The sequence below is a fragment of the Photobacterium lipolyticum genome, from assembly GCF_003026475.1.
Classification (GTDB): Bacteria; Pseudomonadota; Gammaproteobacteria; order Enterobacterales; family Vibrionaceae; genus Photobacterium; species Photobacterium lipolyticum.
The window spans coordinates 1-13,548 of the sequence record NZ_PYMC01000001.1; the positions used below are offsets into that span (position 1 = coordinate 1).

A 13,548-nucleotide genomic window follows, 5' to 3' on the forward strand; every position below is an offset into this window, starting at 1 on the left:
CCCCCCCTCTTTCCCTTCTCCCCCTCCTCTCCAGCAAAAGGCGGAACCGGGGCACTTAGCATGCGAGCACAGGCGCTGGTAACCGAGGCCGCCGTTGTCATTTGTGCATTAAGTTGTGTGGTAATGGCATTCTGCATTGCCAAGCCAAGGGTTTCGGCAAACATAGAATCTATCAGTCCAGTTTGTTGTTCGCTGTAGACACTAGTTGACAGTTTTTCTGTTTTTTCAATAACTTCGTGCCAATCTCCATCCAACGATGTTTGTTCACTCATCTTCCATCTTCCTTATAAAGTACAATCCATCAGGATTTCATCAATTCAGTGACTTTCTCACCAACTCGGGCAAAGTTGTCTGTACCAGCCGTCACCACATTTTGAGCTTGCGCAATCATCTCTCCAAACTTGGGATCCCCAGTTTCAATGTATTGCGATAAAGCGACACCAATCGCAGTTGTGCTTAATGTATTGAGGTTTCTCAGGTTGTCTGTTGCATCAGACATGGCCAAGGCACTTGACTGTGCGATGGATTGTGCTGCGCCAGGCGATATTTCACCACTCAATTTCGGACCACTTACTGAACTCATGTTTCCTCCGGATTTCACCTATGTTCAGGATTTTTTCAACGTCAGAGAGACTCTTTTCTGGCCTTGACGGAATATCTCGTTAAGCCCTTGCACTGTCACCGTCATGGCTGTCAGATCATTTTGTTGCTGTGCGACAAGTGAATTTTGTGCATTTGTTGAAAGTGCATGACTTGTCGCTACCACCACATTGCCGCTCGCTAGACCACTAACCACGCCAGAAATACTGTCTTCCGAATCTTGTACAGACAACTGTTCTGCCGACGGTTTTACCGTTTTAGCCTTTTTCTTAACACCAGACTTACGCGTTGCCTTTTTCGGAACGGCTTTTTTCTCGGTTTTTTCATTTATCTTTGTCATTATGATGCTCCTGTAGTCAGAAACACTTTAGGGGTGAGATACACCCCTTATTTATTAAGCTGCGGGAGCTGGCTTTTTGAGTATCCCCTCGGTACTTCTGCCAACAATCGCGGTGCCGACAGAAAAGAGCGAGTTGATACCCTGCACCGTGGCTGTCTGCATCACCATGGTAGATTGTTGCTGTGAATTCGACGCATCAAATGCGGCATTACTCAAGCCGTTACCTGTCGCTACCATTAAATTACCTACAGCCATTGCCGGTGTATCACCAACAACTTGTGTATTCACTTGCGTAACAGAATCGGTTACTTGTTCATTTACAACCGCCATAATTGTTTCTCCAGTCTTTCTAGGAATGACCTCACTTTGTGGGCACTGAATTAATAACAATTACGTGCCCACAAACCAGCAAATTAACCTTTTTCGATAATCGCTTCCGCGGAACGACCAGTAACAGCAGTACCCGTAGACATCAAAGAGTTAATACCTTGAACAGTCGCAGCTTGCATTGTGATGTTTGCTTGTTGCTGACCATTAGTTGCATTATGAGCAGCATTACCAAGCGCCTGGCTGGTAGACATCAGCAAGTTGCCCATCGCCATTGCGGGAGTTTCTCCCACGACTTTAGTATTTACTTGTGTTACCGAGTCAGTAATTTGTTCATTAACTGTAGCCATTGAATATTCCTTTTATTAATAGATAATTTGTGATTTATTCGCGATTAACCCTTTTCAATGATTTCTTCAGCAGAGCGCCCAATCACTGCGCTGCCAGTTGCCATCAGTGAGTTAATACCCTGTACAGTCGCAGCTTGCCATGTGACATTTGCTTGCTGTTGCGCTGTTGTGGCGTTGTGAGCCGCATTTGCCAATGCCTGGCTGGTTGACATCAGCAAATTGCCCATTGCCATTGCCGGAGTTTCACCCACAACCTTGGTGTTAACCTGAGTAACGGAATCCGTAATTTGCTCATTTACAGCAGTTGCCATAACAATATCTCCTTGTGATATAAATCAATTAGATCTGAAACCGTGGCTTATTAGCCTTTCTCTATAATGCCTTCAGCTACACGCCCTGTTACTGCGCTTCCTGTCGACATTAGCGAGTTGATGCCCTGTACAGTCACGGCTTGTAATGTGACTTGGGCTTGCTGTTGGCCGTTTGTCGCGTTATGAGCAGCGTTACCAAGTGCCTGACTCGTTGACATCAGTAAGTTCCCCATTGCCATTGCCGGTGTTTCTCCCACGACTTTGGTATTGACTTGTGTAACCGAGTCGGTAACTTGCTCATTCACTGTTGTTGCCATAGTGATACTCTCCTTTATAACCAATTAATATTTAGAGAAATTTTCGTTCTCTGCCTTCTCAATAATGTCCCCAGAAGAGCGACCGATGGCTGCACTACCGGTAGACATCAATGAATTCACAACTTCTGCATTTGTAGTTTGTAATGTGATATTCGTTTGTTGCTGTCGTATCAGCCTTTACCAATCGCAGCACCTGCTAATCCCTCAATCAAAGACACGCCCATGGCCGTTGTACTCTGAAATAACGTGCTTTGCTGTTGTTGTAAAAACGTTGCGTTGTGAACAGCATTCGATAGCGCATGTGCCGTTGACTGATATAGCATTCCCCGAGATACATCAGGGGAAACCTGTGAAAGCAACTCGCTACTTGACTGTCCGTCATCTGATTTATTAACGCTGACCATTAATTTCTATCTTCTCTGCCTCTTTAATTAACTTAATCTTATTAAATGATGACAAGTTAAACTTGGTAAAATTAACGGAAATATCGTCTTAACATCCGAAAAAACAAAAAGTTAAATAATATAAACCCAATAGACTTGATTAATTTTGAGACATTGAATACGATAAAAAACACATCAAGACAACTATTATCATTAATGTGACACAGAGATTTATCAATAAAACAACAACCGTTAAATAGCGGTTTCAATTGCTGAACGCAAAGTATCCATGGCGGCATTAATTGCTTGCTGAACCGCTGCTTTAGAAGCTATTTCCAACGAGATCAATTCTGTTTCCAATACGAGCTTTTCTCGCTCAACCTCCACTTTGAATTCATCTTCACTAATTTCACCGCTGGTGGCTGCGTTCAGTAGGTCACTAATTTCTTGCTCGCTGCACTTTAAGATACGTAACACTTCTTGTGTCATATCGGTACCATCTTCTTGTAAACTGTTACCGGCACTTCTGGCCATATTATTTATAACCGACCCAATATTAAGACTCATATCTTCACTCCATACTTAATTACTAACTCTCGGCTTGGCTTCTTCACCTTTGATCATCGAAAGGAAAAGTCGGTAATATTGCCTACTATGGCGCTTAATTGAGAAATCTGAAATGATGGTGTTTTTTTTATGACTCATCTTGTCTTGTTTCCACAGTTTAATAACATTCTCAACTTGCTTCATGGTTAATTCATTCATCACCCTGACTTCTTGGCGGTGTTTTAAAGCATTTAGATCAATATCTATTTCCATATAATACTTTATGTTGCTTTCATAATTTCTTTGCTCTATTGGTAAATAGCTTAAGCCAATATAGAATCTATCTATTTTTTTTGCTAATTGTTCCATCTGACTAAGTGATGCATGGTCGTAATCAGCAATAAGTTGAACTGAACAGCCAGATGCAAAGCACAGAAAAAGAGCGAACAATAATTTCCGAATAAAAGTGTTCAAAAAAAAATTCATAGTGCATCCCTTTTAATTATTGTATTCATAACTTGTCATCCATGAGTACTTATGCTGATGATAGAAGAAATATTTACTAATAGTAAAAACTGACGATCTGTTTTATTACAGGGCATGAATAAAAATGGCAGAGATGACCCCTGCCAAACATTCAGCTTAAAAAAGGGTGAAGCAACAAATTAACTCTTTCAAACTCATCTGCTTTTCCGCTAAGAGTCTATCGCAACTTCATTTTCAGTATTATCTTCATAACTAAATTCTGCGGCAAGCTTTCCTTTATGATCAAACAGCATGGCAGTATCTCCGCGATTGTTCCAGATAGCTGATTTACTGTTGAAACTGTAGCCACCGGTAAGTGGATCAAACGTATTGGTATAAACCCGCACACTCTGCTTTGCTAACAAGTGAGTAGCAAGCGGAAAAATGAAATCTTGGTTTTTTCCAGCATTAATACGCCAGTTAGTGATATCTATACTCATATCACCTATATTGCCGATTTGTATATACTCGTCGGCTTCACCCCGCCCTTTGATACCGTCATACTGGATCTCGGTAATATCTACGAATTCATGAGCATAATCTCCGTAGGCCAACGAGCTCACCAAGTTTTTATCATCGTCGAAGAGCAAACCAATGTCACCTTTGTTATTCCAGATGGGTTGTTGACTATTAAAGCTATAGTCGCCTTCACAGGTATAAATCCTAATTCGTCCATCAGGCTCTAAAAAACTATTTATTGGGAAGTAATAGTCCTGACCTTCATTACCCGCATTAATATGCCAACCCGACAAATTTGCCATCAATGGACCGGTATTATGCAGCTCGATATATTCGCCGCGAGCAGCATCAATATCACCTCCATCAAATTGAATTTCTGATATTACGATCTTCTGCCCCATTAACGTACAGGCGGCATTCCACCACGCATCCTGAGCTTGATATTCTCCAAGAGTATCGGTTACTTCAGAAATATCGTTCTGAGCTTGGTGATACACTTGCTCTGATAATCGTTTAAGTTGTTCCGTTAATTGATACGATAAATCTACATTTAATTCTGACATTGTTTATTTCCTTATAATTTAATCTAATATGGCTTTGGCACGTTCCAGTAGTACTCCCCTTTGATGCAAGCCATTTGTCCCACCATTAATTAACCGGGTTACTTTATTCAGATCGTCTCTGTCTGCATAGCGATTTATATTATTCGTTTGCCAAAACCAACAGGCTGAAGCAACCGCTAACGAAGGGTCTTTTGCAACTAAGTCAGGATCTGTAACAACATCAACATCTACGCATTTTTTAAATGACTGGTAATTATTATTTCCTGTTAACTGAATTAAACCTCGACCACGGTAACGCCAGCCGTCTCCACTTTCCTGATCTCCATTACCCATTCGGTTGGAATAGACAATATTTGCAATCACTTCAGGTTTACGGGCGCAATCTTGAGCCTGCTGTTCAGTCAGAAAATAATTACCAAAAACAGTACGAAGTGCATTTGCGCTGTAATTCAGATTTTCACTTACTGCACTAAACTCTGCACTTTCATGTGCAACCTGAGCAAGGAAATGCGCAACACGAAGTTTGGTTGTAATACCAAACCTTTCCATCATATCATTCAAAGGTTCGCAAAAACGGTTGACTGTATCTTCTGATGCATGAGTCAAAAAGCGTTTAAGCTGAGATTTTGTTAGCTTAACAGCAGCCTTTGGTTCAGACGTTATCTGTGCTTTATCATCTTCATTAGGAATGGTAATTACTTGATCAATATTTATTTTATTTGGATCGATAATGCCATTCTCTTCCGCAATTAAATTAGACTTTTTGGGATCGTGAAAAAACTTGATAGCAATAGATGTCAGCGTATCACCAGGTTTAATTTTGTATTCCATAATTCTTCTCCGCGTAATCACCATAAGATTATTGAAAAAAAGCAATCCTAGAACTATTTATAAACAACCATAAACCACGCCATTCTTACGATTATTGAATATAATCAGATGAGAATAGAAAGAATAGAAAGAATAGAAAGAATAGAAAGAATAGAAAGAATAGAAAGAATAGAAAGAATAGAGTATCTAATCTGTACCAATGCAGAAATATCTAATCCCGCATTAGTACAGCAGGATTTTATTTAGACGTCACTCGTCATTAACGTCGATTCATTCATAAGCATGTTGATACACGCTTCTATTGGCTTTGCTCTACTGACATAGAATCCTTGGATATAGTGGCAATTCATACCCATCAGAAGCTCAAGCTGCGCCTTTGTCTCAACCCCCTCCGCTACGACCTTGATACCAAGCTTATGACTAAGCTCAAGTACGAGTGACACCAGAGTTTGACTACCGATATTGCTCTCAATCTCGGTAATAAAACTGCGATCAATTTTAATAATATCAGGCCTCAGATCAATGATCGCGCCCAATGATGAATACCCGGTACCAAAATCATCAAGTGCCACAAGTATCCCCCGCTCTTTAAACCGGGCCAGCACATCATGAATATAGCGACTCTCTTTCGATGCGGTTGTCTCAGTAATTTCAATCACAATAGAGCTATTTGGTAATTCGTACTGCTGAATCACATCGCAAATGCACTCATCCTGGCCACTGTTGATAAACTCTTTTACCGAACGGTTGATTGAAAAACAGATAGAATCATAACCAAGCGCGTGAATTTTTTTCAAATCCTGGCAGGCCTGATGAAGCACCAACATACCCAACTGATTTATCAGACCGTACTTTTCAGCAATAGGAATAAAAACCGCGGGAGAAATGTCACCCTGGATGTCGTCATGCCAGCGAGCAAGTGCTTCAAACTTAACAATTTGGCCAGTTTGGGTATGAATGATCGGCTGATAGCAAACGGAGATCATCTGTTCAGCAATCGCTTTTTTCAGTCTATCTCTCAGCTGGAGTTTTAAAATATCTTGTGTTTGCAGCTGACAATCATAAAGACAAACACCATTACGTCCCTGACCTTTCATATTGTACATGGCGTAGTCTGCGTTTTTAAGCAATGCGTGATGAGTTAAACCACTATCAGGGTATGCAGAAATACCGATACTGACGGTCGTATTGACTTCAATATCATCAATATTAATGGGTTCAGCGATCGATCGGTTCACTTCTTGGGCCAATTCAGAGGCCTGCTCTGCATTAACATTTGGCAGCAGCACGGAAAATTCGTCACCACCGTAGCGGCAGATATTGTCATGTTCAGGAAAAATTGACTTCAGCCTCTCTGCTATCCGAGCTAACACCCTGTCACCGAAATCATGACCATAGAGATCATTTATCGACTTAAAGTCATCCATGTCGATAAACAAAATCGCGAACACCTGATTATTCATTTTTACTTTTTTGCTTTGAGTTTCTACTCGCTGTGTAAAGCTGCGACGGTTTACTAAGCCCGTTAAAGCATCGTAATAAGCAAAAAAGGTCAGCTGTTCTTCCGCTTTTTTCCAATGGCTAATATCGCGGAAAACCGCAACGTAATTCACCACGGAGCCATCAGAATCTTTAATCACATTGATCGATATTTCCTCAGGGTAAATCTCTCCACTTTTACGACGATTCCTGACTTCGCCCTTCCAGCGCCCCTTGGTCTTCAAACTTAACCACAGCGACTGGTAATAATCTTTGTCATGCAGGCCGGATGAAAGAACGCTAGGAGATAAACCCAGCAACTCATGCTGTTTATACCCTGTCGTACACTCAAACGCATGATTAACCGAAATTATCCGATTCTCTTTATCTGTAATAAGGATACATTCAGATGTGTTATCGAACACAACCTTAGCCTGGTTCAACTGACGTTCTGTTTCAACACTTGTCGTTGCATCTCGTTGAATACCAGCGATGCGAATGGGGTTGCCATCACCATCTTTTTCTACCACCCTGCCTTTGAGCGTTAACCATCGTTCCTGACCTGCGTCATAGGTGGAGTTGGCATTCTGGGCCAGTCGAAATTCAAAGTTGAAAACAGTGTAGTGATCTTCTCGAAATCGATTAAAGAAATTCAGTCCTTCCTTTCTATTTTCAGGATGTAAGCAATCGATCCACTCGATAAAATCTCTGCCGTTATCAGGTTTGTCTTTACCTAGGATGCTCCAGAACTTCGGTGATGTGAGAAATTTACCCGTCGATAAGTCATACTCCCAGATCCCTTCTTCAGCAGAATTATAAGTTGTCTGTAACTTGTTCGATGTTTGAGTCAGTTTGGCTGATACATGGTAAAAATCTGTCACATCCTGAACAGTCCCTTTCATGATTAAAGGATTGCCATTGAGATCCCTGGTGACGTTGGATCGTTTGCGCAAATGCTTAACCGTTCCGTCTACCAGCTGAATTCGATGAACAAGATCATAAGGCGTTTTATCTGATTCCAGCGAGTCATTAAGTGCTTTTACTACCCGCTCTTTATCATCGGGATGAATTAATTGGGTGATCAGATCCAGCGAAGGTGTGAGAGTCATATCATCAATGTCATAGATCCGGTAGAGCTCCTTACTCCACGCAAGAACATTGGTTGTCAGATCCCAATGCCAGCTACCGATCTTTGCTACACGCTGACCTTCTTCCAGCTCCCACATCAGCTTTTCTTGCTTAGATAACAGTGCCGAGTATTTAAGATCAACCCCAAGTAAATAACTGATGCTGCAACTCCACTCTTCAATCTCCTGAGAATGCTCATAGGCTTTATCGAATAAGCAGGTAACAATACCGACAGGTTCATTAGTATGGGCAAAAATAGGTACGCCAAGATAGCCTTCTGCGTTTAACTCTTGCAGTGGTTTATCATTGGGAAAAAGAGCTTGTACACTTGAAGGGTAATGGCAGGTGCAACGGTCTGACTGAACATTTTTACACGGGGTATCAAGAAGGACGTAGCTAAAGTTTTTTGCTACCTTCCCGTTTGCACGATATGACAGGGTATACACCTGCTTTTTATGCTCGTCAAAGTAACCGATAAAACAGTGCTGAGGCTTCAATTTGTCATAAACTAGCTCAGTGGCTTTATCAAATAATTCTGTTCCACACAGATTCTGAAGTGCATTCTTTATTATTTTATTCATCACTATAAAGTGTCGCTATCAACTTACCCTCGTGCTAATAAGTCGATATTCTGCTTCCCGTTTATCTCTCCATGTCCGAGGCGACTCTACAGTATGCAATATGTCAATAAAAGATCTCTTTACCAATATGCAAAAAAAATGAATAAAATGATGACTTTCATCACGATGAAAGTCGGATGATAAATATATTCTGAAAAAATGTCATCAACAGATACCCATAATGCAAAGCAGTCATGGGTATTTTTCAACTGTTATTCAAGTGACGGTTTGCACTTTAGGGTGCAAAGGCAAACGCACTGATATCACGGTGGTCATGGCTAAAAAGGCAAAAGATACCCACAAACACGCGGCAAGCCCGGCTTCCTGATATAACCATCCCGATAGAATGGTGCCGATCAGGCGTCCCATTGCATTCGCCATATAATAAAATCCTACATCCAGCGATACACCATCATCTTTGGCATAGCTGACTATCAGGTAAGAATGCAAAGATGAATTAACTGCAAATACCGCTCCAAAAATCAGTAAACCAACAATGATAGTCAGTTCGGGTTGCCAGTTAAGCTGAACCCCGAGCGCGATAGCCGCAGTAATGGTCGCTAATAGCCCGGCCCAAGCCAATGCGGCACGGCCGTCTGGTACCACGCCTTTGGCTTTGCCGGTTAAGCGCGGTGCAAATCCCTGCACGACCCCGTAAGCGATAACCCATAACGCGAGAAAACCGCCGACCCACAGATGATCCCAGCCAAATATCTGGCCTAAATATAAGGGCAGTGCCACAACAAACCAGACATCTCGAGCTCCAAATAAGAACATTCTGGCCGCAGAAAGAATATTGATACTGGCACTTTTCGAGAAAATCTGACTGAATTTAACCTTATTTTTGGCTTTACCCAGATCCTTTTCCAGCCAGCTCAGGCTCATCACAAACACTGCGGCCAGCACCGATGCCATTAAAAGCACTGCACCTTGGAAACCCAGAGTCGCCAGCAACAGACCACCAAGGAAAAAACCGGCACCTTTTAACGCATTTTTCGAACCGGTAAGGATCGCAATCCACTTATACAAAGCCCCTTGCTGATCGTTCGGCACCAGTGTTTTGATCGCACTCTTGGCGCTCATTTTATTTAAATCTTTCGCAATGCCTGACAAGGCTTGCGCCAGCATTACCCACGCAACAGTGAGATAGGAAGAAGGCACCGCCAGCATAGATAACGCGACCACCTGCATCGCAAGGCCAATATTCATGGTGCGGTTTAAGCCGAGTTTCGCGCCTAACCAACCGCCAATCAGGTTAGTGATCACGCCAAAGAATTCATAAAATAAAAACAAGGAAGCAATTTCGAGCGGTGAATAGCCTAGCTGGTGGAAATGTAACACCACCAGCATACGCAAAGCACCATCTGTGATGGTGAAGTTCCAGTAATTGAACGTCACCAGCATGTACTGGCGTATGTCTTTCGACAGAGTTGAAAAAGTGGCAACCATGCAGAGTTCTCTTTCAGTTTGCTCCTGCAGAAGTTAATCCCACAGGAGCGATTCATTCAACCAAGAGCAGTCTTATTATGCCAGACCGACTTTACGGATAAGCTCAGACGTACGGGTTGCGTAACCCATTTCGTTATCGTACCAGGCGTAAATCTTCACCATGCGATCGTTGACAACCATCGTAGATAAGGCATCAACAATGGTCGAACGTTGATCTCCTTTATAATCAATCGATACCAACGGGCGATCTTCAAAGCCCAATACCCCCGCTAACTCTCCTTCTGCCGCTTCTTTCAGCAGTGCATTCACTTCATCAGCCGTTGTATCACGGCTCACGTCAAAAATAATGTCGGTCAGTGATGCATTCGCTAGCGGTACACGAACCGCGTGACCGTTGATCTTGCCTTTAAGCTCAGGGAATATTTCAACAATCGCCGTAGCAGAGCCCGTGGTGGTTGGAATTAAGCTCATCCCACAGGCACGCGCACGACGCAGATCTTGATGCGGGGCATCCAAAATGGTTTGGGTATTGGTCAAATCATGAATGGTAGTAAATGAGGATTGTTCAATGCCCAGCTTTTCATGGATCACTTTGACAATAGGTGCGATGCAATTTGTGGTACACGATGCCGCGGTCACAATGCGGTGTTTTTCTGCATCAAACAAATTATCGTTAACACCGACGACAACGTTCAAGACACCTTCTTCTTTAACCGGTGCTGATACCACGACACGCTTGACACCTTGATCAAGGTATTTCTGTAGCAGGTCTTTTTTGCGGTGTACACCGGTCGATTCCAGTACCACATCACAGCCAGACCAATCGACAGCGTCAATTTCTCGTTCCTGAGAACAGACAATCGTCTTATCGCCAACGATGATCTGATCGCCGTCAACCTTCGCTTCATGGTGCCAACGGCCTTGAATAGAGTCAAACTCCAGTAAGTGCGCCAGTGTTTTTGCATCACCAGCCACATCATTAATTTGGACGAACTCTAGCGCTTCCCAATCAAATGCCGCACGAAGAGCCAAACGACCAATCCGACCAAAACCGTTGATGCCTACTTTAATTGCCATGATCTCTATCCTTTCACTAGTCTAATTATTGACGCTACTAACCATATACGAAAATATATATATATGCCTTTCCGTATATATTAGGCAGAACAGTTCAAATTGACCAGATCTTTTTTCAGTAGGCTACTGCTGAAATCCGAACGTAATGCAAAGAAAAAAATTGAGGAGGGATAGGACTTCAACAAAGCCCTACCTTAAGTGTAGTAGGCTGCCGATGTGAAAGATCAACAACATGAGGCACGTTGTTGATCTCTATATATGGCTGTTTTTCTGGCTTCTAGACTTTAATCATACAGGTGACAGGCTACAAGATGCTCTGTGCCTTGCTCTCCGGTGTTATGGGAATTTGGCCGCTCTTCCTTACACCGACTGCTGGCCTGGGGACAACGAGTCCGGAAAGTACATCCGCTTGGTGGCGATAACGGAGAAGGGACATCCCCTTGCAGCTTCATCGACTCTTTACTGGCAGTAGGATCGGGGATCGGGATCGCTGACAACAACGCCTGGGTATACGGATGCTTTGGATGACGATATAGCACTTCCGCCGGCGCTTTTTCTACAATCCGTCCAAGGTACATCACCCCGACTTCATCGCAGATATGCTGAACGACACCGAGATCGTGAGCAATAAACAAGAAAGAGATACCCTTCTTCTCTTGCAACTCTGCGATCAAATTGAGCACCTGAGCTTGCACTGACACGTCCAGTGCGGATACCGGCTCATCGGCGACGATAAACTTTGGCTCTAACACCAGCGCCCGGGCAATACCGATCCGCTGCCGCTGACCACCAGAGAACTCATGAGGATAACGATTCAATACCTGCGGACGAAGACCAACGATGGCCATCACCTCAGCGATTTTTGCTTCGCGCTCATCTTCAGTACCAATTTTGTGGGTATCCAAAGGCTCTCGAAGGATCTCGTGGATAGTCATTCTCGGATTCAGCGAGGCATAGGGATCTTGGAAAATAATCTGCATATCTCTGCGCATCGCTTTCAGTTGGCGACCGCTCAACTGAGAAATATCCACCCCCTCCAGCTTTACCTCGCCGGAAGTCGGTTCGTATAACCGCAATACACAGCGACCCAAGGTTGATTTACCGCAGCCGGACTCACCCACCAAGCCGAGCGTTTTTCCTCGCTCGATGGTAAAGCTGACATCGTCTACCGCTTTACAGACCGCCTGCGCACCAAAAAAGCGATTACCCGCCGAAAAGTGCTTCTTCAGACGGTTAACTTCTAACAATACTTCGCTCATTGGGTATCTCCATTCGGACTAAAACAGGCGACCTTGTGTATTTCACATCCGCCTAATTCAGGAATCGCTTTATGGCACCGGGCGTGTGCTTTATCGCAACGGTCAGCAAAGCGACAACCGTCAGGCAGATGTAGCAAATCCGGTACCACCCCTCTGATGGTTGGCAAACGAGAGACCTTTTTGTCCCGTACTACCGGAATCGACTCCAGCAGCCCTTTGGTATACGGATGTTTCGGGTTGGCAAAAATCGCTTCAACCGGACCTTCTTCAATAATTTGGCCACAGTACATCACCACTACCCGCTGACACGACTCGGCCACCACGCCCAAATCATGAGTGACCAAAATTACTGCCATATTCAGCTCTTTTTGTAACCGAACCATCTCGTCCATCACCTGGGCCTGAATCGTTACATCCAGCGCAGTCGTCGGTTCGTCAGCCAACAGCAGATCAGGCCCACACGATAAGGCCATCGCAATCATCACCCGTTGCCGCATGCCACCGGACAACTCGTGAGGATATTGATCAATGCGTTTCTCCGGCGAAGGGATCCCAACGGTATCGAGCATCTCAATCGCCTGGCGACGAGCCTGCTTTTTGCTGACATCATTATGAAGCCGAATCACGTCGACCATCTGGGTCGAAATCTTCAGTACCGGATTCAATGCCGTCATCGGCTCCTGGAAGATCATCGAGATTTCGTTGCCACGCACTTTGCGATACTCTTTCTCGCTCAATCCGACCAGCTCACGACCTTTGAAGGTAATGCTGCCGTCGACGATTTTGCCCGGTGGCGACGGAACCAGGCCCATAATCGACAACGAGCTTACTGATTTACCACAGCCGGATTCACCGACGATAGCCACCGTTTCGCCCGGCATGACTTTAAAGTTCACTCCGTTAATAGCACGAACCGTGCCTTTGTCGGTCTTAAATTCAACCGTAAGATTATCCACTGATAACAGTGGGGTTTGCTCAGACATA

17 protein-coding genes are annotated in these 13,548 nt (G+C 43.7%); all 17 read right to left on the reverse strand.

Features of this window, described 5'->3' with window-relative positions:
* On the reverse strand, positions 1-272 hold a 272-nt coding region (locus C9I89_RS00005; protein ID WP_211315186.1), incomplete at its 3' end, for a RebB family R body protein.
* A 29-nt stretch (positions 273-301) separates the two neighbouring features.
* Positions 302-583: a hypothetical protein gene (locus tag C9I89_RS00010; protein WP_107281307.1), complete on the reverse strand. Its 282-nt coding sequence runs from the start codon at positions 581-583 to the stop codon at positions 302-304.
* 24 nt (positions 584-607) lie between these two features.
* The gene (locus tag C9I89_RS00015) at positions 608-940 is read right to left on the reverse strand and encodes a RebB family R body protein (RefSeq protein ID WP_107281308.1); all 333 of its coding nucleotides are present in this window, start codon (positions 938-940) and stop codon (positions 608-610) included.
* 54 nt (positions 941-994) lie between these two features.
* Entirely contained in the window at positions 995-1,270 is a 276-nt protein-coding gene (locus C9I89_RS00020) for a RebB family R body protein (RefSeq protein ID WP_107281309.1), read from the reverse strand.
* An 83-nt stretch (positions 1,271-1,353) separates the two neighbouring features.
* Positions 1,354-1,617 (reverse strand): RebB family R body protein, encoded by a 264-nt coding sequence (locus C9I89_RS00025; RefSeq protein WP_107281310.1) that lies wholly within the window; start codon positions 1,615-1,617, stop codon positions 1,354-1,356.
* Between the two features lie 44 nt (positions 1,618-1,661).
* Complete coding sequence (locus C9I89_RS00030; protein WP_107281311.1) at positions 1,662-1,928, reverse strand: RebB family R body protein; 267 nt, start codon at positions 1,926-1,928, stop codon at positions 1,662-1,664.
* Between the two features lie 50 nt (positions 1,929-1,978).
* Positions 1,979-2,245 carry a RebB family R body protein gene (locus C9I89_RS00035; RefSeq protein WP_107281312.1) on the reverse strand — a complete coding sequence of 89 codons (267 nt, stop codon included), beginning with the start codon at positions 2,243-2,245 and terminating at the stop codon, positions 1,979-1,981.
* Between the two features lie 170 nt (positions 2,246-2,415).
* Positions 2,416-2,649, reverse strand: coding sequence for a RebB family R body protein (locus C9I89_RS00040; RefSeq protein ID WP_107281313.1), 234 nt, complete (start codon positions 2,647-2,649; stop codon positions 2,416-2,418).
* 231 nt (positions 2,650-2,880) lie between these two features.
* The gene (locus C9I89_RS00045) at positions 2,881-3,195 is read right to left on the reverse strand and encodes a hypothetical protein (protein ID WP_107281314.1); all 315 of its coding nucleotides are present in this window, start codon (positions 3,193-3,195) and stop codon (positions 2,881-2,883) included.
* A 15-nt stretch (positions 3,196-3,210) separates the two neighbouring features.
* On the reverse strand, positions 3,211-3,660 hold the full coding sequence (locus C9I89_RS00050; protein WP_107281315.1) for a hypothetical protein: 450 nt from the start codon (positions 3,658-3,660) through the stop codon (positions 3,211-3,213).
* Between the two features lie 209 nt (positions 3,661-3,869).
* On the reverse strand, positions 3,870-4,721 hold the full coding sequence (locus C9I89_RS00055; protein ID WP_107281316.1) for a lamin tail domain-containing protein: 852 nt from the start codon (positions 4,719-4,721) through the stop codon (positions 3,870-3,872).
* 18 nt (positions 4,722-4,739) lie between these two features.
* Positions 4,740-5,552, reverse strand: coding sequence for a glycoside hydrolase family 19 protein (locus C9I89_RS00060; RefSeq protein WP_170107588.1), 813 nt, complete (start codon positions 5,550-5,552; stop codon positions 4,740-4,742).
* A gap of 242 nt (positions 5,553-5,794) precedes the next feature.
* Positions 5,795-8,740: a sensor domain-containing protein gene (locus C9I89_RS00065; protein WP_107281318.1), complete on the reverse strand. Its 2,946-nt coding sequence runs from the start codon at positions 8,738-8,740 to the stop codon at positions 5,795-5,797.
* A gap of 255 nt (positions 8,741-8,995) precedes the next feature.
* Positions 8,996-10,228: an organoarsenical effux MFS transporter ArsJ gene (gene arsJ, locus C9I89_RS00070; RefSeq protein ID WP_107281319.1), complete on the reverse strand. Its 1,233-nt coding sequence runs from the start codon at positions 10,226-10,228 to the stop codon at positions 8,996-8,998.
* Between the two features lie 75 nt (positions 10,229-10,303).
* Positions 10,304-11,305, reverse strand: coding sequence for an ArsJ-associated glyceraldehyde-3-phosphate dehydrogenase (locus C9I89_RS00075; RefSeq protein ID WP_107281320.1), 1,002 nt, complete (start codon positions 11,303-11,305; stop codon positions 10,304-10,306).
* Between the two features lie 284 nt (positions 11,306-11,589).
* On the reverse strand, positions 11,590-12,564 hold the full coding sequence (locus C9I89_RS00080; RefSeq protein ID WP_107281321.1) for an ABC transporter ATP-binding protein: 975 nt from the start codon (positions 12,562-12,564) through the stop codon (positions 11,590-11,592).
* The gene (locus C9I89_RS00085) at positions 12,561-13,547 is read right to left on the reverse strand and encodes an ABC transporter ATP-binding protein (RefSeq protein ID WP_107281322.1); all 987 of its coding nucleotides are present in this window, start codon (positions 13,545-13,547) and stop codon (positions 12,561-12,563) included. The genes C9I89_RS00080 and C9I89_RS00085 overlap by 4 nt, the downstream gene beginning before the upstream one ends.
* Between the last annotated feature and the right edge of the window lies 1 nt (position 13,548).